The sequence below is a fragment of the Microbacterium sp. MMO-56 genome, from assembly GCF_037146215.1.
Lineage (GTDB): Bacteria > Actinomycetota > Actinomycetes > Actinomycetales > Microbacteriaceae > Microbacterium.
On sequence record NZ_JBBCVW010000006.1, the window covers coordinates 165,221 to 183,599 of the forward strand.

15 protein-coding genes are annotated in these 18,379 nt (G+C 74.0%); 9 read left to right on the plus strand and 6 right to left on the minus strand.

Annotated features, from left to right (window positions below):
• The first annotated feature begins 11 nt into the window (after positions 1–11).
• The gene (locus tag WFI00_RS07810) at positions 12–1,421 is read left to right on the plus strand and encodes a MinD/ParA family ATP-binding protein (RefSeq protein ID WP_336633342.1); all 1,410 of its coding nucleotides are present in this window, start codon (positions 12–14) and stop codon (positions 1,419–1,421) included.
• Between the two features lie 229 nt (positions 1,422–1,650).
• Positions 1,651–3,132 carry a nucleobase:cation symporter-2 family protein gene (locus tag WFI00_RS07815; protein ID WP_336633343.1) on the plus strand — a complete coding sequence of 494 codons (1,482 nt, stop codon included), beginning with the start codon at positions 1,651–1,653 and terminating at the stop codon, positions 3,130–3,132.
• A 7-nt stretch (positions 3,133–3,139) separates the two neighbouring features.
• Here WFI00_RS07815 and WFI00_RS07820 read toward each other — a convergent pair whose 3' ends face one another.
• From WFI00_RS07820 to WFI00_RS07840, 5 genes are all read right to left on the minus strand, one after another.
• Positions 3,140–5,398, minus strand: a complete 2,259-nt coding sequence (locus WFI00_RS07820; RefSeq protein WP_336633344.1) for a hypothetical protein — start codon at positions 5,396–5,398, stop codon at positions 3,140–3,142.
• Between the two features lie 66 nt (positions 5,399–5,464).
• Entirely contained in the window at positions 5,465–6,658 is a 1,194-nt protein-coding gene (gene hpxO / locus WFI00_RS07825; RefSeq protein WP_336633345.1) for an FAD-dependent urate hydroxylase HpxO, read from the minus strand.
• Positions 6,659–6,731: 73 nt separating this feature from the next.
• Positions 6,732–7,052, minus strand: a complete 321-nt coding sequence (uraH, locus tag WFI00_RS07830; RefSeq protein WP_336633346.1) for a hydroxyisourate hydrolase — start codon at positions 7,050–7,052, stop codon at positions 6,732–6,734.
• Entirely contained in the window at positions 7,049–7,573 is a 525-nt protein-coding gene (gene uraD / locus WFI00_RS07835) for a 2-oxo-4-hydroxy-4-carboxy-5-ureidoimidazoline decarboxylase (protein WP_336633347.1), read from the minus strand. Before uraD ends, uraH begins: the two co-directional genes overlap by 4 nt.
• A 50-nt stretch (positions 7,574–7,623) precedes the next feature.
• Entirely contained in the window at positions 7,624–8,232 is a 609-nt protein-coding gene (locus WFI00_RS07840) for a helix-turn-helix domain-containing protein (protein WP_336633348.1), read from the minus strand.
• A gap of 215 nt (positions 8,233–8,447) precedes the next feature.
• Between WFI00_RS07840 and WFI00_RS07845 the strand changes: the two genes are divergently transcribed.
• From WFI00_RS07845 to WFI00_RS07875, 7 genes are all read left to right on the plus strand, one after another.
• Positions 8,448–10,124 carry an NCS1 family nucleobase:cation symporter-1 gene (locus WFI00_RS07845; protein ID WP_336633349.1) on the plus strand — a complete coding sequence of 559 codons (1,677 nt, stop codon included), beginning with the start codon at positions 8,448–8,450 and terminating at the stop codon, positions 10,122–10,124.
• Complete coding sequence (locus WFI00_RS07850) at positions 10,121–10,828, plus strand: aspartate/glutamate racemase family protein (protein WP_336633350.1); 708 nt, start codon at positions 10,121–10,123, stop codon at positions 10,826–10,828. The genes WFI00_RS07845 and WFI00_RS07850 overlap by 4 nt, the downstream gene beginning before the upstream one ends.
• A 109-nt stretch (positions 10,829–10,937) precedes the next feature.
• Positions 10,938–12,308 (plus strand): allantoinase AllB, encoded by a 1,371-nt coding sequence (allB, locus tag WFI00_RS07855; protein WP_336633351.1) that lies wholly within the window; start codon positions 10,938–10,940, stop codon positions 12,306–12,308.
• On the plus strand, positions 12,305–13,387 hold the full coding sequence (locus tag WFI00_RS07860) for an acetamidase/formamidase family protein (protein WP_336633352.1): 1,083 nt from the start codon (positions 12,305–12,307) through the stop codon (positions 13,385–13,387). The genes allB and WFI00_RS07860 overlap by 4 nt, the downstream gene beginning before the upstream one ends.
• Before the next feature lie 142 nt (positions 13,388–13,529).
• Positions 13,530–15,206, plus strand: a complete 1,677-nt coding sequence (locus tag WFI00_RS07865) for an AtzH-like domain-containing protein (protein WP_336633353.1) — start codon at positions 13,530–13,532, stop codon at positions 15,204–15,206.
• Positions 15,203–16,426 (plus strand): pyridoxal-phosphate-dependent aminotransferase family protein, encoded by a 1,224-nt coding sequence (locus tag WFI00_RS07870; RefSeq protein ID WP_336633354.1) that lies wholly within the window; start codon positions 15,203–15,205, stop codon positions 16,424–16,426. Before WFI00_RS07865 ends, WFI00_RS07870 begins: the two co-directional genes overlap by 4 nt.
• Positions 16,427–16,488: 62 nt before the next feature.
• Complete coding sequence (locus tag WFI00_RS07875) at positions 16,489–17,730, plus strand: Zn-dependent hydrolase (RefSeq protein ID WP_442928312.1); 1,242 nt, start codon at positions 16,489–16,491, stop codon at positions 17,728–17,730.
• Positions 17,731–17,737: 7 nt separating this feature from the next.
• Here the strand turns inward: WFI00_RS07875 and WFI00_RS07880 are convergent, their stop codons facing one another.
• A complete protein-coding gene (locus tag WFI00_RS07880) occupies positions 17,738–18,355 on the minus strand; it encodes a TIGR00730 family Rossman fold protein (protein ID WP_336633356.1) in 618 nt (205 codons plus the stop codon).
• Positions 18,356–18,379: the final 24 nt, after the last annotated feature.

The following is an 18,379-nucleotide window of genomic DNA, read 5'->3' on the forward strand; positions in this document are numbered from 1 at the left end:
TACTCGAAGGCGTGACTTACGAACCGACCGTCCTGATGACCTCGCAGACCGCCGCGGAGATCCATCTCGCGGGTGAGGTCGACGAGGTCTTCGCCTCGACGCAGGAAGGGCTGCGTGGACGCATCGTGGAGTCGATCCGGCTCATGGCGGCATCGGCGGGCGAGCCGGTGACGGCGACGGTCGTCGACGGCGCCACCCGCTGGGCGCTCGTCGTCAGCCCGGACGGCAGCTTCTCCGAGGCGACGGCCCCCGCCGCCGAGTCCGCGGCGGACGAGGAGACCGTTCCGCAGCCCGCGGCGCCCCGGCAGGCCGCACCCCAGCCCGCGGCCCCCCAGGCGGCCGTGCCCGCGGCCCCCGTCGCCGCATCCGAGTCCGTGGCGCCCGCCGAGACGACGCCCGCAGCCCCGCCGTCGGCCGGTACGGACGGCCCGCTCCGCAGCGGAGCCATGCGGCGCGAGGGCACCGTCCGCGCGACGGCTCCGCGCGCCACCCCGACGGTCGACGACCTGCTCAACTCGCGCGCCGACCGCGCCCGCCCCCGCGCGACCGAGGGATGGCGCGGGGCGATCCGCCGGCTCACCGGCGGCATCATCGCGCCCCGCCCGGGCAAGGTCGAGCAGTCGCGCCTCGACCGTGAGCGCTCGGTGCAGCGCCGGCTGGACGGGCCGCGCACGATCGTCATCCTCAACCCGAAGGGCGGCGCGCACAAGACGACCTCGACGCTGCTCCTCGCGGCGACCTTCGGCACCCAGCGCGGGGGCGCGACCCTCGCGTGGGACAACAACGAGACCCGCGGCACGCTGGGATGGCGGGCGCAGAGCGCGCCACACCACCGCACCGCGGTCGATCTGCTGGAGGATCTCGACCGGTTCACCACGCCCGATCGGGCGAGCCTCGCCGCCCTCGACACCTACGTCCGCACGCAGGTCGACGCCCGGTTCGACGTGCTCGCCTCCGATGAGGACGCCGCCGCATCCTCGACGATCGACGCGGCGGCCTTCGACCGCCTGCACGGGGTGCTCTCGCGGTACTACCGACTCCTCATCGTCGACACCGGCAACAACATGCGCGCGTCGAACTGGGTCGCCGCCGTCGCCGCGGCCGACCAGCTCGTCATCGTCTCGACGGTGCGGGAGGACACGGCCGCGAGCGCCGCGTGGCTGCTCGACGGACTGCGCGAGAAGGGCTTCGATCAGAAGATCGACGAGGCCGTGACGATCCTGGCGGCGCCGTCGGCCAAGCCCGACCGCAAGCTCGCGGACCGGCTCGAGCGGCATTTCGCCCAGGTCACCGCCGACGTCGTGCACGTCCCCTTCGACCCGGCGCTCGTCGACGGCGGCCCGATCGACTTCGACGCGCTCTCGCCCGCGACGCGCGATGCGTGGCTCACGGTCGCCGCGTCGATAGCCGGCCGCCTGTAGCGCCGGCGGATCGTCGTCGAGCGGCGCCGTCGGCCCGCCGTCGCGACCGAGGACCCTCGCGTGCGCTCCGAGCCCCGCGTGTGACGGCGACGTAAAACCTCTGGGTCGGTCTGCGCATTCGGGCATCCCCGCCGCACCCGCGGTCGTATCGTCGCGGTAACCACGAGGGGGCGGGGCCCGTCGTGGCATCCGCCCCCTCGGAGCACGACGATCGCACCGGGAGGACCGCATGACCGCCACCGCCACCGCGCCGCCGACGAAGGGCCGCCGACGGGTCGACAACACCGTCGACACGATCCCGCCGCTCGCGCGGCTGTTCCCGCTGGGGCTCCAGCACGTCCTCGCGCTCTATGCGGGCGCCGTCGCGGTGCCGCTGATCGTCGGCGGGGCCCTCGGCTACAGCTCCGCCGACCTCGCCTTCCTCATCAGCGCGGACCTGTTCATCGCCGGGATCGCGACGATCGTGCAGTCGGTCGGCTTCTGGCGGTTCGGGGTGCGCCTGCCCCTCATGCAGGGGGTGACCTTCGCCGCCGTCGGTCCCATGATCGCGATCGGCCAGCAGCACGGCATCACGACGATCTTCGGGTCGGTCATCGCGGTGGGCCTGTTCATGATCCTCATCGCCCCGTTCTTCGCGCAGCTGCTGCGCTTCTTCCCGCCGATCGTCACCGGCACGGTCATCCTCATCATCGGCCTGTCCCTCATGAAGGTCGCCGCGGGATGGATCATGGCGGGATCGAGCGCCGACGAGCCGGGCGCTCCGCCGCTCAACGTCGCCTTCGCCGCGGGGACGCTCCTGTTCATCGTCCTTCTCGAGCGCTTCGCTCCGGCCGCGCTCGCCCGCGTCTCGGTGCTGCTCGGCCTCGTCATCGGCACCGCCGTCGCGGCGTTCGTGCCGGGCATGGTCGACTGGTCCGGCGTCGGCGACGCGGCATGGTTCGCCGTCGTGACGCCGTTCCACTTCGGGCTGCCCACCTTCGAGGTCTTCTCGATCCTGTCGATGCTCATCGTCGGGATCGTGATCATGACCGAGACGACCGGCGACATGATCGCGGTGGGCGAGATCGTCGACAAGCCCGTCACCCGCCGCCAGCTCGCTGACGGGCTGCGTGCGGACGGCCTCGGCACGCTCCTCGGCGGCGTGTTCAACACCTTCCCCTACACCGCCTTCGCCCAGAACGTCGGTCTCGTCTCGCTCACCGGGGTGCGCTCGCGCTACGTCGCGACGATGGCGGGGGCGATCCTCGTGGTGCTCGGGGTCATCCCCAAGGTCGCCGCGATCGTCGAGGGCGTGCCCCGCGCGGTGCTCGGCGGCGCCGGGATCGCCCTGTTCGGCATGGTGGCCGCGAGCGGCATCCGCACCCTGACCAAGGTGAAGTTCAACAACAAGAACGTGCTCGTGGTGGCGCTCTCGGTCGGCGTCGCGCTGCTGCCGACGGTGTCGCCGACGATCTACGACCGCTTCCCGGACTGGTTCCAGCTGATCTTCGACTCGGGGATCTCGGCGGGGGCGATCGCGGCCATCCTGCTGAACCTGCTGCTGAACAGCGATCAGATGCGGGCGGCGCAGGCCGGAGAGCCGGCGCTCGGCGGCTACGACGCCGTCCGCGGACCCGCGGCGGCGGCGCTGACGCACCCCGAGGCGGAGGGTACCGGGCTGATCCCGACCACGGCGCTCGACGCCCCCGAGGGACCGGCCGGCAGCGCCTGACGCCGGCTCACCGGTCGAGGTCGGCGCGGATCAGCCCGCGCACCCGGCGTCCCGCCGCCGGGTGCGCGGCGGTGAAGCGCGCCAGCTCTCGACCGGGATAGCCGTCCGCGCGCCAGGCGGCGGCGACCGCGGCGATGTCGAGGGACGACCCCGGGAGCGCGTCGGTCGACGCCGAGCCGCCATCCGGGCCTGCGGTGTGCCGGGCGGTGGACGCACGCAGCGCGGCCGCGGCGCGCTCGCGACGCACGGGGTCGACCACGTGCGCTGCCCGGAGTGCGAACGACGCCAGGCGTCGGGCACGTTCGGGATCGTCGCCGCGGGCCGCGCGGTCGGCGAGGGCGGTGAGGGCGGCCGCGCGCTCGGCCCGCCGCAGCGCGGCCACGGCGTCGGCGAGGATGCGCGCCCGCTCCTCGTCGTGCCGAGGGTCGGTCTCCGGGGCCGTCAGCAGCGCGTCGGCGAGGAGCGTCGGTGCGGTGGCGTCCCAACGGCCTTCCGATCCGGCGCGCTCGGCCTCGGCCGCCTCGACTCCGAGTGCGAAGACGTCGTCGACGTCCGTGTCGAGCAGCGCCGTCGCGACCTCGGCGAGCCACCGCGCCCGCGCCGCCGCCGGCACCCTGCCGACCGCATCCAGCGCGCCGCGGGCGGCGGAGCGGGCGCCCGCGGCGTCTCCGGCCGCGCTCAGCACCGCGGCGGCGTCGGCGAGGGCGACCGCCTCGGCGCGGGCACGCGTGCGGCGTTCGAGCGGCGTGCCGTGACGCGCGTCGGCGACGGCCTCGACCGCGGCGAGGGCCGCGGGGACGGTCGCGGCGAGGCCCAGCAGGGCGGCCGCGTCGCGCAGGAGTCCGCGCGGCGGGGGCGTCCCGTCCGCCGCGGCGAGGGCGAGAGCCCGCTCGACGGCCCGGCGTGCCCGCTCGGCGTCGGCGACGGGCGTCTCGGGGGTGTCGCCGTCCGGCAGGGTCCGTCCGGAGAGCAGCCGCGCGATCTCCCCGAGGGCGATGACGTCGTCGGGGCAGGCGAGCGCCTCCTCCGCGGCGACCGCGATCCCCTCGTCGAGCACGGCGCGGGCGGCGGCGACGGCATCCCGGCCGGACGGCTCCGCGAGGCGCGCCGCGACGTCGGCGGCGGCGACCGCGCGCCGAACCGGGTCGACGATCTCCGCGATGACTCCGTGCACCTCGCGGATCGTGCGGTCCGTCGCCGTCACCAGCCCCGCTCGCGCGCGGGCGACGGCGCAGGTGGCGAGCGTCCGCGCCGCCAGCGACCACTCCTCGTCGCGCGACGAGGAGAACTGCCGCGCCCGCAGCCCCTCGACGGCGTCGGGGCCCGACGCGTCGGTGAACGCGCGTTCGACGAGATCGCGCGCAGATGCGGCGGCGCGGCGCGCCGCGTCGGCCTCGAGGAAGACGGCCGTCCCGGCGACCGCCTGCGCCGTGCGCAGGAGGGCGCCCCGCGGGGCGTCGCCGAGGCGGTCGAGGGCCTCGTCGAGGAGGCGGACGGCGGCGGGGTCGCCCGCCTGGGCGGCGGCGCGGGCGACGTACGCCAGCTCGATCGCGGGCTCCGTCCGCACCCCCTCCGCCAGGGCGACCGCCCGCTCGGTGTCGCCGAGCAGCGCGAAGACGGGTGCCAGGCGACGGGGCACGGCGCCGCCCGTCGGATCCCACCCGCTCCCCGCGACGAGCAGTCGTGCGAGGTCGACGAGGTCCCCCGGGGATCTCGCGCCCCCCGCCACGGATGCCGTGGCCTCGTCGAGCTGCTGCCGGGCCGCGTCGGGGTCGCGCTCGTCGAGCGCCCGCGCCCGGGCCGCATCCGTCACGAGCTCGATCAGTGCGCGCCGCTCGCGCGGCCGCCCCTGCATCGACCGGGGGAAGTCCGGGGAGAGAGTGAAGGCGGGCGCCTCCGACCAGCCCCAGTCCTCGCGCGCCGCCCGTGCCGCGGCGTGCAGCGCCGTCCGGAACGGGGCGAGGGCGCGGGCCTGGACGGCGGGGTCCGCGTCGGCACCGTCGGGGAGGGGCCCCGCGTGCAGGTTCCGCACGACGCGTGCGAGCGCGGCCGCGCCGCTCAGCTCCCAGCTGCGCCCGGTCGCGTCGCCCGTCTCGGCGCCCGCGGCGATCTCGTGGACGACGAGGTCGGTCGTCGTCGCAGCCGGCAGCAGAGCCCGCACCCGGGCGACCGGTCGGCCGGTGAGCCGCGCGAGGTCCCCGTCATCGAGCGGGAACCCCGCCGCGGCGAGCAGCCCCGCCAGATGCGCCCCCCATCGGGTGCGCATCAGCGCGTCGAGGGAGCGGTGCGCGCGGTCGAGCTCCGACGTGGCATCCTCCCGGGGGCGTGGCGATCAGTCCAGGCGCAGACCGCCGCCGAGGTTGACCGGGCTGTCCGCGATGTTGCCGACGATACCGCGGATGATGCCCGCACCATCCGCCCCGCGGAGGCTCTCGTACCAGGCGGCGGTCGCCGCCTGGTCGAACGCGTGGGTCTCCCAGCCGCGTCGACGGGCGCGGAGCACCAGCTCGCCGGCGCGCTCCGCCCGCATCCGTTCGTAGCGGTGGAGGGTGTCGGCGACGCCGACGGTGTTCGTGGCGAAGGCGATGCCGAGCGCGAAGGCATCCTCCAGGGCGGAGCACGCGCCCTGCCCGATGTCGGGCGCGGTGTTGTGGGCGGCGTCGCCGAGGATGGCGACGCGCCCCTTGGTCCACGTCGAGAACGGGGTGATGTCCCAGATCTCGACCCGGTTGAGGGATGTCTCGGGATCGATCGCGTCGAGGAGCGTCTGCACGCCCGGCGCCCACCCGTCGAACGCCGCCCGCAGCGGGCGGAGGCCGTCGGCGCGGTCGTACGGAAGGCCGGCCGGCTGGGGCACGTCGAACCAGAAGTAGAACCGGTCGCCGGCGACGGGCATCACGGCGGCCCGCTTGCCCTCGGCGACGTAGGTCGTCCAGGCGGTCGCCCGGCCGACGGTCGGGTCGACGGCGACGAGACCGTTGAAGTTCGTGTAGCCGGAGTACTCGCGCACGATCTCGGGCTCGCCGTCCGGCTGGACGTACGCGCGGGTGATCGACCGTGCGCCGTCGGCTCCGATGAGCACGTCCCCGCTGTCGGTCGAGCCGTCGGCGAACGTGACCGTCACCGTGGAGCCGTCGTCGTGGATGCCCGTCATCCTCATGCCGAGACGGATCCGCTCGAGTCCCACGCGCTCCATCAGGAGCGCCTGCAGATCCGCCCGGGCGACCGGGTACGGCTTCTGCCCGGTCTGCGCGGTGACCGGCGCGAGGGAGAAGTCGCACAGCGTCTCGCCGGTGTGCCCGTCGAGGTAGACCATGTCGGCCATGTCCCCGCCCAGCGCCGCGACCTCGTCGGCGAGGCCCAGCCAGTTGAGCACCTTCACGCCGTTGGACCAGAGGGAGAGGGCGGCTCCGACCGGCCTGTTCTCGCGCATCTGGTCGTACACGACCACGTCGTGCCCGAGCTTCTGCAGGGCGAGGGCGGCGCTCGTGCCCCCGATGCCGGCGCCCACGATGATGACCTTCATGGCCGCAGGCTACGGTCGCCGTGTCACCGCCGTGTTTCCTGGGGGTCGCGTCGTGTTTCGCCGCGCGAGGCTGTCAGCTGCCGCGATAGGTCGAGTAGCCGAACGGACTGAGCAGCAGCGGGACGTGGTCGTGGGGGCGCTCGCCCACCGTGAAGGCGATCGTCACCGTGGGATAGAAGGTGTCGACGCCGCGGGCGGCGAAGTAGGCACCCGTGGCGAACGTCAGCGCGTGGTCGCCGGGGTCGAGGACGTCGGGGCCGAGCGCGAGGCGGCCGTCGGCGTCGGTGCGTCCCTCGGCGAGCGTCGCGCCGTCGGGCCCGCTGAGCCGCACCGTCACGTCGGCGGCGGGAACGCCGGCGGTGGCGTCGAGGATGTGGGTGGTCACGTGGCTCATGCGGGCATCCCGTCGTCGGTGGGCGGATCGTCGAGGGCGGTCCGCAGGCGCAGGACCGCGATCTCGCGCAGCTGCCCGAGCGCCTCGACGGTCTCGGTCGCGTCGTCGTTCCCGAGGCGGCGGAGGGCCTCGGCGAGCATCTCGTCGGGGGTGCGTCCCGCGGCGCGGATGAGGAAGACGCGCCCGAACCGCTCCTCGTACGCGGCGTTGGCGCGGGACATGGCGTGCGCGACGTCATCGGACGCCGTCGACATCGACGCCTGCTCGGCGCGGCTGGCGTCCGCCTCGGCACCGCTCGTCGTGACCCGCTGCCCGATCCGCGGATGGTGCGCGAGGGCCGCGTCGAGATCGTCGGACGTCCACGCGCGGGCGAGCGCGTCGGCGCGCGCGGCGGCATCGTCCACGCTCGCGTACGGACGTGCGTCGGCGAGCATCCCCGCCCAGGCCGGGATCCGCGCCCAGACCGAGGCGGCGGCGACGGCCGAGTGCCGCGGGGCGGCGTTGAAGGAGGCGAGCGACATACCCCGACGCTAGCGGGGCTCCCGTTTCGTCGGTGTGACGACCGGCGCGATCACCGCGACGCGTGCACGATCAGCCACTGCGCGACGGCGTCGACGCGCCCCGTGTTGTGGATGCGGTGCGCTCGCGAGCACGGATAGCTGATCGTGTCGCCCCGACGGAGGACGACCCTCTCGCTGTCGAAGTCGATGGTCAGCTCGCCGTCCAGGACGGTGCCGACCTCGTAGCCCTCGTGGCGGAACAGCTCCTCTCCGGCGTGCGCCGCCGAACCGGGCGGATACGTCGAGACGAAGTAGTCGACGCCGGGGGTCGCCACGGGGCTCATCCGCCGGAACGTCACGCCGCTGTCGAGCAGAATCTCGGTCGCGTGATCCGCGCGCTGCAGGGCGAATCCGTGCAGCTCGTCCTCCGCCACCTCCTCGGCGGAGGGCTCGAACACCTCGGCGAGCGGGACGCCGAGGGCATCCGTGATCGCGATCAACCGGGCGACGCTCGGCTGGAGCACGCCCCGCTCGATCTGCGACACGGCGCTCGGCGAGATGCCGAGCCGCGCGGCGAGGGCGCGCGCCGAGAGGCCCTGCGCCAGTCGCAGTCCGCGCAGGCGCGGTCCCACCGCGGTGGAGTCCTCGGTCGTGGAGGCCGCCTGCTCCGCCTGCGTCATGGCTCCGATCATAGACATCCCCCGGCCGACAGAGCCGTCGACGCCGACGACCGACGACTCTCGGGGGTGAAGTGCGAACTTCACATCGCCGTTACACGGGCGAAATCGGGCGCGTCGAGTGAAGCGATAACTTCACTTCTACGTTCCACCGCCGCGGACTCCTCGTCGTGGTCTCTCCCTCATTCGAGCTCCACCCCGCATCGGAAGGCTCCGTCATGACCCCTCCCTCCACGCCCGCCCTCACGAAACCGCAGGACATCGTCGAAGCGGCGGGCCATCCCGAAGGCTCCGGCAACATGAAGCCGGGCTACGACCCCCGCCTCGCCAACGAGGACCTCGCGCCGCTGCGCAGGCAGAAGTGGACCTGGTACAACATCTTCGCGTTCTGGATGTCCGACGTGCACTCGGTCGGCGGCTACGTCACCGCCGGGTCGCTGTTCGCCCTCGGCATCGCCGCGTGGCAGGTGCTGGTCGCCCTCGTCGTCGGCATCGTGATCGTGCAGATCTTCGCCAACCTGGTCGCCAAGCCGAGCCAGAAGACCGGCGTCCCCTATCCGGTGGTCAACCGCGCGGTCTTCGGCATCAAGGGCGCGAACATCCCCGCCGTCATCCGCGGGATCATCGCGATCGCCTGGTACGGCGTGCAGACCTTCCTCGCCGCCGAGTCGCTGAACATCATCTTCCTGAAGTTCGTCCCGGGGTCGCAGGCCCTCCTGGACGTGAGCTTCCTCGGACTGTCCGCGCTCGGCTGGATCTCCTACGCCATCCTGTGGGTCGCCCAGGTCGCCCTCTTCTGGAACGGCATGGAGGTCATCCGCCGGTTCATCGACTGGGCCGGCCCCGCCGTCTACGTCGTCATGATCATCCTCGCCGTGTACCTCGTGTCGCAGGCGGGCTGGGAGAACATCGACCTCAACCTGTCCGACCCCGCCACGGCGCCCAAGGACTTCTGGTCGACCGTGGGGCTCATGGCGATGGCCGTCGGCATCGTCGTCGCGTACTTCTCCGGCCCGATGCTCAACTTCGGCGACTTCGCCCGCTACGGCCGCTCGTTCCGCGACGTGAAGAAGGGCAACTTCTGGGGGCTGCCGATCAACTTCCTCTTCTTCTCGATCCTCACGGTGCTCACCGCGGCGGCCACCCTCCCGGTCTTCGGCGAGCTGCTGGTCGACCCGATCCACACGGTGCAGGCGATCGACACCCCGTTCGCGATCCTCCTGGGTGGACTGACGTTCGTCACGGCGACCGTCGGGATCAACATCGTCGCCAACTTCATCTCCCCCGCGTTCGACTTCTCGAACGTGGCTCCGCACCGCATCTCGTGGCGGATGGGCGGCATGATCGCGGCCGTCGGCTCGGTGTTCCTGCTGCCGTGGAACTGGTACGCGGACGCCACGGCGATCCACTACTCGCTCGGCGTGCTCGCGGCGCTCATCGGCCCGCTGTTCGGCCTCCTGATCGCGGGCTACTACGTCGCGGCGAAGCAGCGGATCAAGGTCGACGACATGTTCACGATGTCCGAGGAGGGCGCGTACTGGTACTCGAAGGGCTACAACCCGAACGCGATGAAGGCGCTGATCGCCGCGGGCGTGCCCACCATCCTGCTCGCGATCCTGCCGAAGACGTTCGCCGACCTCGGTCTGTTCGACGTCTCGTGGATCGGCAACTTCACCTGGTTCATCGGCTGCGCCCTCGGCTACGGCCTGTTCGTCCTCTTCGAGCGCCTCGACCCGAAGGTGCCGACCTTCGACGGCGAGACGGACGGCATCTCCGACGGCACGGTCGACGGTGCCGCCGCCACCGCCGCCTCGGAGCCGCCCGCGATCTCCGCCGAGGTGCCGGTGGTCCCGGCCGCCGCAGCGGGCACGCACGCCGAGGAGCGCGCCGAATGAGGATCACCCTCCTCAATCCCAACACCTCCCGGGCCATGACCGCGAAGATCGCGGCGGCGGCCCGGGAGGTCGCGGGTCCGGACGTGGAGATCGTCGCCGTGTGCCCCGACATCGGGCCCGCCGCGATCGAGTCGCACGCCGACGAGGTGGCCGCGGCGGCCGCGGTCGTGGAGCTCCTGCTCGCGGATCAGCGCGCGGGCGGCAGCGACGCCTACGTGATCGCGTGCTTCGGCGATCCGGGGCTCGACGCGGCGCGCGAGCTCGCCCCGGTGCCCGTGGTCGGCATCGCCGAGTGCGCGATGCACGCCGCGACGCTGGCGGGGCGCTCCTTCGCCGTCGTCACGACCCTCGGGCGCACCCTCGGCCGCGCGCGCGACCTCGTCGCCCGCTACGGGATGGGGGAGGCGGCGGTCTGGCTGACCGCCGCCGAGATCCCGGTGCTGGAGCTCGAGGACACGACGTCCGCCGCGGTCGCCACGATCGAGGGCCTGTGCCACGACGCGGTGCGCCGCGAGGCCGACGTGGTCGTGCTCGGCTGCGCGGGCATGGCCGATCTGTGCCGCCGGCTCGAGGCGTCGGCGGGCATCCCCGTCGTCGACGGGGTCGCGGCGGGCGTCGGCATGGCGACGGCGATGGTGCGGATGGGGCTGCACACGAGCAGGCGCAGCGAGTACGCGCCCCGGGCGCACGCGGTCGTCGCGTGAGGCGCGGTGGGGCGATGCGCGCACCCGGGTGCGAAACACCCGGGAAACGCGCGCTCGATAGCGTCGGAGCCCACCGCCCACCCGCCCGGCCCAGCGCGAGGAGACACCCGTGACGGATCTGATCGTCCGCGCAGAACGCGCCTGGATCGACGGTCGCCTCCGGCCCGCCGAGATCGTCGTGACGGACGGGCGGATCGCCGAGGTGCGGCCGCCCCGCGGGGCTCCGCGCGGGGCGGTGCAGGTGCCCGACGACGCGGTCCTGCTCCCGGGGCTCGTCGACGCGCACGTCCACGTCAACGAGCCGGGCCGCACCGAGTGGGAGGGGTTCCGCTCGGCGACCCTCGCCGCGGCGGCGGGCGGTGTGACGACCATCGTCGACATGCCGCTGAACTCCATCCCTCCGACGACGACCGCCGCCGCGCTCGACATCAAGCGCGCCGCCGCGGCGGCCTCCGCCTACGTCGACGTGGCCTTCTGGGGCGGAGCGGTCCCCGAGAACCTCGGTGCGCTGGGCCCCGTGCACGACGCCGGCGTCTACGGGTTCAAGTGTTTCCTCGCGCCCAGCGGCGTCGACGAGTTCGGCCACCTCGACCGGGACGGACTCGACGCGGCGATGGCCGAGGTCGCGGCGCTCGGCTCGCGCCTCATCGTCCACGCCGAGGACCCCGACCTCCTCGGCCCGGCCGAGGGCGACGGCGCGCTCGGACGCGGGTACGCCGGCTTCCTGGCATCCCGCCCGCCGGAGAGCGAGGAGGCCGCGATCGCGGCGGTCATCGCGGCGGCGCGGCGGCACGGTGCGCGGGCGCACATCCTGCACCTCAGCGACGCCGCGGCCCTGCCCGCGATCGCCGCCGCCAAGGCCGACGGCGTCGATCTCACGGTGGAGACGTGTCCCCACTACCTGACCATCGCCGCGGAGGAGATCCCCGACGGGGCGAGCGAGTTCAAGTGCTGCCCGCCGATCCGCGAGGCCGGCAACCGCGACCTGCTGTGGCGGGGCGTGCTCGACGGCACGATCGACGCGATCGTGAGCGACCACTCGCCCTCGACGGTCGAGCTCAAGCGTTCGGGCGGGGGCGACTTCGGTCTCGCGTGGGGCGGGATCGCGGGGCTGCAGGTCGGGCTGTCGGCGGTGTGGACGGAGGCGCGGCGGCGCGGCATCCCGTTCGAGACGCTCGTCCCGCTCTTCACGACCGGACCGGCCCGCGTGGCCGGGCTCGCCGGTCGCGGCGAGATCGCCCCGGGCGCTCCGGGTCACCTGACCGTGTTCGGTCTCGACGACCCGTTCCGGATCGACGCGCGCGCCCTGCAGCACCGCAACCCGATCTCGGCGTACGACGGCAAGGTGCTCACCGGACGGGTGCGTCGCACGTGGCTGTCCGGCCGGAGCGTCTTCGATGCGAGCGAGGGCGGCGCCGGGGAGGCGCCGTGGTTCCGGCGGCCTCCCGGGGGACGCCTGTTGACGAGAGGGGCCGCATGACGATCCTGCAACCGGGGGTCGGCGAGATCGCCGGCGACCACTACCTGCCCGCCGCCCCCGGGACCGTCCTGTGGGGCCGGCTGCCGTGCGGCGCCGACACGCCCGTCCTGACGATCGCGTCGGGCGAGACGGTGACGATCGACACCCTCAGCCACGAGGGCATCCTCCCCGATCAGGGGCAGGATCCGCTCGCGTACTTCACGCGTCACGGCGTGCCCGCCGACCAGGTGCTGAGCGACGCGATCGAGGTCGCCGCGACGGTCGCGCGCGATGCGGTCGCCGACGGGCCGCACGTCGTCACGGGCCCGGTGGCCGTCACGGGCGCCGAGCCCGGCGACCTGCTCAAGGTCACGGTCGAGCGGCTCGAGCCCCGTGTGCCGTACGGGGTGATCTCCAACCGGCACGGCAAGGGGGCGCTCGCCGGAGTGCTGCCGCGCGGGCCGGAGAACGTCAGTGTGTTCACGCCCGTCGTGGACGGCGCGGGGGCGCTGCCGGTCGTCGACGGCGGCGACCGGGTCGTCCGCTTCCCGCTCGCGCCGTTCCTGGGCACGATGGGGGTGGCCGTCGCGGGAGACGCCCGGCCCCATTCGGTGCCGCCCGGGGCCCACGGCGGCAACATCGACATCAACCTGCTGGTGGTCGGCACGGTCCTGTACCTGCCCGTCCAGGTTCCGGGCGCCCTCGCCTACGTCGGGGATCCGCACTTCGCCCAGGGCGACGGAGAGGTCGCCCTCACCGCCCTCGAGGCGTCGCTGCGCGCGACCCTCCGCTTCGAGGTGGTGCCGCGGGCGGTCGCCCTCGCCGCGTTCGGCGAGGTCGGCGGCCCCCTCGTCCGCACCGACGACTACCTGGTGTCCACCGGCATGGACGTCGACCTCGACGAGGCGATGCGCAAGGCCGTGCGTGCGGCGCTCGACCTGCTGCAGGCCCGCTACGGGATGGACGAGCACCTCGCCTACGCGTACCTGTCGGCCGCCACCGACTTCGACATCTCCCAGGTGGTCGACATCGTCTGCGGCGTCCACGCGCGCATCCGCACCGCCGACTTCGCCGCAGTCGCCGCCGAGGTCGCCCCGTGACCCGGCGGGTGCGGGTGACCGCCGTTCGCAACTCCGGAGTTCTGGGCCCGGCGGGGCCGGGCAGGCCTCGGGTCGGCCGTGCGGGGCCGGATTTCCGGAGTTGTGAACCGGCGCCGGGGCGCGCCGCCTCCGGAGTCGAGCGGTGACCGGCCCCGCCGACCTGCCGGGGGACCTCCAGGGGGAGCTGCCCCGGGACGTCCACGGGGACCTGCCGGGAGACCGGCCTGGGGAGCCGCCGGGGGAGCCGCCGGGGGAGCTGCGGGCGGCGTTCGACGCGTACGAGCGCGCGATCATGGCGAACGACCTCGACGCGCTCGACGCCGCCTTCGCGCCCACCGCCGGGGCGATGCGCGGCGACGGCGCGGGCCTCCTCGTCGGGCACGCGGCGATCAGCGCGTTCCGCGGCGTCCGCGGCGGCGTCCCGGAACGGACGATCGAACGCCTCGAGTACCGGGCGGTCGGGCCGGACGCCGCCCTGCTCGTGTCGGTCTCGCGCTACGCCGTCGGCGGCACGGGACTCCAGACCCAGCTGTGGGAGCGCATCGACGGCCGGTGGCTGATCACCGCCGCGCACGTGACGCCGCGGGCGCAGGCACTCGATCGCTCGGTGTGGCGCTCGGTCGGCGACCCCCTCTTCCAGGGCGCGTGGGAGGGACCGCTGCGCGGGCTCACCGTCGCGGTGAAGGACCTGTTCGCGATCGCCGGATACCGCATCGGTGCGGGCAACCCCGCCTACCTCGCCTCCGCGCGGGCCGAGACGACGACCGCCGCCGCCGTCGCCGATCTGCTCCGTGGCGGGGCGTCGCTGCGCGGCATCGCCCGCACCGACGAGTTCGCGTACTCGATCGCGGGGGACAACCCGCACTACGGCACGCCGCCCAACGGCGCGCTGCCCGGCGCGCTTCCCGGCGGCTCGTCGAGCGGGCCCGCGTCGGCGGTCGCCACCGGACAGGCCGAGATCGGCCTCGCCACCGACACGGCGGGATCCGTGCGCGTCCCCGCGTCGTACCAGGGACTCTGGGGCCTGCGCACGACGCACGACCTCGTGCCGCGGCAGGGACTCCTGCCCCTCGCGCAGAGCTTCGACACGGTCGGCTGGCTCACCCGCGACGGCGCCACGCTGCAGCGCGTCGCCGACTGGTGCCTCAGCTACGACGGCTCGGAGTCCACGGAGTCGGTGTTCGGCGAGTCAGGCGCCGACCTGCCCTGGCGCTTCGTCGTGCCCGCGGAGGCCCTCGCCGCCGTCGAACCCGAGACGCGCGCGGCCTTCGATGCCGTCGTCGCGCGGCTCGCCGCGTCGGGAGCCGTCGTCGAGACCGCCTCGATCGGCGACCTCGACGACTATGCGGCCGCGTTCCGCACGGTGCAGGGCGCCGAGGCGTGGCGCAACAACGGCGCATGGCTCCGCGAGCATCCCGGCTCGACCGGCGCGGCCGTCGCCGAGCGGTTCCGCGCGGCCGCCGCCGTCACCCCCGACGAGGAGGCGGCGGCACGGGCCGACCTCGTCCCGCTGCGTGCCCGCCTGCACGCCCTCGTCGAGGACGCGGTGATCCTGCTGCCCACCGTCCCCGGGCCGGCGCCGCTGCGCACCGCCCGCGGCGACCGGGTCGACGCCGTCCGCCGGGAGACGCTGAGGCTCACCGCACCGGTCGCCGTCGCGGGGCTCCCCGCCCTCTCCGTCCCCCTGCTCATCGTGCCCTCCGACCTCGGCCCCGCCCCCGTCGGCGTCTGCGCGGTCTCCCGCGCGGGCACGGACATCGCCCTCGTGCGCCTCGCCCGGCGCCTGCACGCCCTGCTCGACGAAACGGATGCCCCATGATCCCCGGTCCGATCGACCCGCCCCCGCGCCTGCTGATGGGCCCCGGCCCCATCTCCGCCTATCCCGGAGTGCTGCGGGCGATGTCCGCACCGCTGGTCGGCCAGTACGACCCGTTCATGACGGATGCCATGGCCGAGACCCAGGAGCTCTACCGCGGCGTGTGGAACACCCGCAACGAGGCGACGCTCCTGGTCGACGGCACGTCGCGGGCCGGTATCGAGGCCGCGATCGTCTCGCTCGTGCGCCCGGGCGATCCGGTGCTCGTCCCGGTCTTCGGCCGCTTCGGGCACCTCCTCGCCGAGATCGCCGAACGGGCGGGCGCCGAGGTCCACACGATCGAGACGACGTGGGGGCAGGTGTTCCCGCCCTCGGTCATCGAGGAGGCGATCGTGCGGGTGAAGCCCACCCTCCTCGCCCTCGTACAGGGCGACACCTCCACGACGATGAACCAGCCGCTGGACGACATCGGCGCGATCTGCGCCCGCCACGGCGTGCTGTTCTACTCCGACGCGACCGCCTCGCTGGGCGGCAACCCGTTCGACGCCGACGCCTGGGGGCTGGATGCCGCGACCGCGGGTCTGCAGAAGTGTCTGGGCGGCCCCAGCGGCTCCGCGCCGATCACGCTGAGCCCGCGTGCCGTCGAGGTCGTGCAGGCCCGCAAGAAGATCGAGGCCGGCATCCGCGAACCGGGGGACCCGTCGGCCGCGGACTTCGTCCGGTCGAACTACTTCGACCTCGGCATGATCCTCGACTACTGGGGTCCGCGCCGGCTGAACCACCACACCGAGGCGACGAGCATGCTGTACGCGGCGCGCGAGTGCGCGCGGCTGCTGATGATCGAGGGACGCGACGAGGTCATCGCGCGGCACGCCCTGGCCGGGCGCGCGATGCTCGCCGGCGTGCAGGGTCTCGGCCTCGGCGTGTTCGGCGACGTCGCCCACAAGATGAACAACGTCGTCGCGGTCGAGATCCCGGAGGGCGTCCCCGGCGACGCCGCGCGCGCCGCCCTGCTGGCCGACTTCGGCATCGAGATCGGCACCTCGTTCGGGCCCCTGCACGGGCGCGTGTGGCGCATCGGGACGATGGGCTACAACGCGCGGAAGGATGCCGTGCTCACGACCCTCGCGGCGCTGGAGGCCGTGCTGCGCCGCTTCGGCGCGGCGGTGCCCGTCGGCGGCGGAGTCGAGGCGGCGGCGGACGTCTACACGGGGGCCGCGTAGTGGCGGCGACCCCTCTGCTGTCGGCGTCGCCGGATGCCCTCGCGTCGGCCGCGCGTCGGGTGATGGCCCGCTGCGAGGAGCTCGCCCGCGTGACGGCGACGCCGGGGTCGGTCGAGCGCGTCTACCTCTCCGTCGAGCACGCCCGGGTGAACCGCCTCGCGGCGGAGTGGATGCGCGAGCTGGGCATGCGCACGTGGCAGGATCCGGCGGGCAATCAGGTCGGCCGGATCGGCGACCCGTCCGCGCCCGCGCTGCTGTTGGGCTCGCACCTGGACACCGTGCTGGATGCGGGGAAGTACGACGGCATCGCCGGGGTCCTCATCGCTCTCGAGGTCGTCCGGCTGCTGCGGGTGCCGGCGGGAGACGGCGTCGCGGACGGGTGGACCGTGCCGCTGCCGTTCGCGCTCGAGGTGATCGCGTTCTCCGACGAGGAGGGGACCCGCTTCGGAAAGGCCCTCCTCGGCTCGTCGGCGGTCGCCGGGACCTGGGACGCCTCGTGGTGGGAGCTGGCGGACGCCGACGGCGTGAGCCTGCGCCAGGCGTTCCTCGAGTTCGGTCTCGACCCCGGCCGCATCGGAGAGGCCGCCCGCCGCCCCGACGAGCTCGTGGGCTATCTGGAGGCCCACATCGAGCAGGGCCCCGAGCTCGACCGCGCGGGGGAGCCGCTCGCCGTCGTGTCGTCGATCGCGTCGGCCCGCCGCTTCCAGCTCGTCGTCGAGGGCGAGGCCCGTCACGCCGGCGGGACACCGTACGACATGCGTCGCGATGCCCTGCTGGGCGCGAGCGAGGCGGCGCTCGCCGTCGAGCGCATCTGCGCCGCCGAACACCACATCGTCGGCACCGTCGGGCGCTTCGAGGCCTTTCCCGGGGCGGTCAACGTCATCCCGGGCGAGGTGCGGTTCTCCCTCGACCTCCGCGGCGAGTTCGACGACACCCGCGATCACGTGTGGGATGCCCTGTCGGTGGAGCTCGACCGCATCATGGGGCGGCGGGGACTCCGGTGGCGCTCACGCGAGGTGCACAGCGCCCCCGCCGTGTTCTGCGCGCCGCTGCTGCAGGAGGTCGTGGGCGCGGGCATCCGGTCGACGCTGCCCGCCCGCTCGGACGCGCCGCCCGTGGTCTTCAGCCGCGCCGGACACGACGGGATGGCCCTCGGCGCGATCGCCGAGGTCGGGATGCTGTTCCTGCGCAATCCCGACGGCATCAGCCATCATCCCGATGAGGCCGTCTCGGCGGGAGACGTCGCGCACGGCATCCGCGCGCTCGCCGAGTCGGTGCTGCTGCGCGGCGCGGAACCGCGCTGAGCGCGCCTCAGGGCAGGACCGGCAGCGAGAGCGCGCCGGTCATCTCCGCTCCCGGCGAGGCCTCCGTGCGGGCGGGCGGCACGTAGTCGCGCAGTCGTGCGAGCGCTTCGTCCGCCGCGGCCGCGACGACCAGCATGTCGGTGTACCGCGGATGCGTGAAGCCGCGGTCGCGCATGTTCGCGACGAAGGCGAGCAGGGGGTCGAAGTAGCCCGCCACGTTGAGGATCCCGACGGGCTTCTCGTGGATGCCCAGCTGCGCCCACGTCCACTGCTCGGTCAGCTCTTCGAGCGTCCCGGGGCCCCCGGGGAGGGCGAGGAAGGCGTCGGCACGGTCGGCCATGATCATCTTCCGCTCGTGCATCGTGTCGACGAGGATCAGCTCGGTCAGGTCGGTGTTGACCGCCTCCCGCGCCTGCAGAGCCCGGGGGATGACGCCCGTCACCTCCGCGCCCGCCGCGAGAGCCGCGTCGGCGACGGTGCCCATGAGGCCGACGTGACCGCCGCCGTAGACCAGCGCCATGCCCGCCCGGCCGATGGCGGTGCCCACCGCGCGGGCCGCATCGACGTAGACCGGATCAAAGCCGGGGGAGGATCCGCAGAAGACCGTGATGGTGAACCGTGACATGTCCCGACGGTAGGCGACGCGTGT

What these genes read in the sequence shown, in the direction of transcription:
- WFI00_RS07815 (WP_336633343.1), top strand. Translation starts at nt 1,651, where the DNA reads ATGACCGCCACCGCCACCGCGCCGCCGACGAAGGGCCGCCGACGGGTC.
- WFI00_RS07820 (WP_336633344.1), bottom strand. Translation starts at nt 5,398, where the DNA reads ATGCGCACCCGATGGGGGGCGCATCTGGCGGGGCTGCTCGCCGCGGCG.
- hpxO (WP_336633345.1), bottom strand. Translation starts at nt 6,658, where the DNA reads ATGAAGGTCATCATCGTGGGCGCCGGCATCGGGGGCACGAGCGCCGCC.
- uraH (WP_336633346.1), bottom strand. Translation starts at nt 7,052, where the DNA reads ATGAGCCACGTGACCACCCACATCCTCGACGCCACCGCCGGCGTTCCC.
- uraD (WP_336633347.1), bottom strand. Translation starts at nt 7,573, where the DNA reads ATGTCGCTCGCCTCCTTCAACGCCGCCCCGCGGCACTCGGCCGTCGCC.
- WFI00_RS07840 (WP_336633348.1), bottom strand. Translation starts at nt 8,232, where the DNA reads ATGACGCAGGCGGAGCAGGCGGCCTCCACGACCGAGGACTCCACCGCG.
- WFI00_RS07845 (WP_336633349.1), top strand. Translation starts at nt 8,448, where the DNA reads ATGACCCCTCCCTCCACGCCCGCCCTCACGAAACCGCAGGACATCGTC.
- WFI00_RS07850 (WP_336633350.1), top strand. Translation starts at nt 10,121, where the DNA reads ATGAGGATCACCCTCCTCAATCCCAACACCTCCCGGGCCATGACCGCG.
- WFI00_RS07860 (WP_336633352.1), top strand. Translation starts at nt 12,305, where the DNA reads ATGACGATCCTGCAACCGGGGGTCGGCGAGATCGCCGGCGACCACTAC.
- WFI00_RS07870 (WP_336633354.1), top strand. Translation starts at nt 15,203, where the DNA reads ATGATCCCCGGTCCGATCGACCCGCCCCCGCGCCTGCTGATGGGCCCC.
- WFI00_RS07875 (WP_442928312.1), top strand. Translation starts at nt 16,489, where the DNA reads ATGGCCCGCTGCGAGGAGCTCGCCCGCGTGACGGCGACGCCGGGGTCG.
- WFI00_RS07880 (WP_336633356.1), bottom strand. Translation starts at nt 18,355, where the DNA reads ATGTCACGGTTCACCATCACGGTCTTCTGCGGATCCTCCCCCGGCTTT.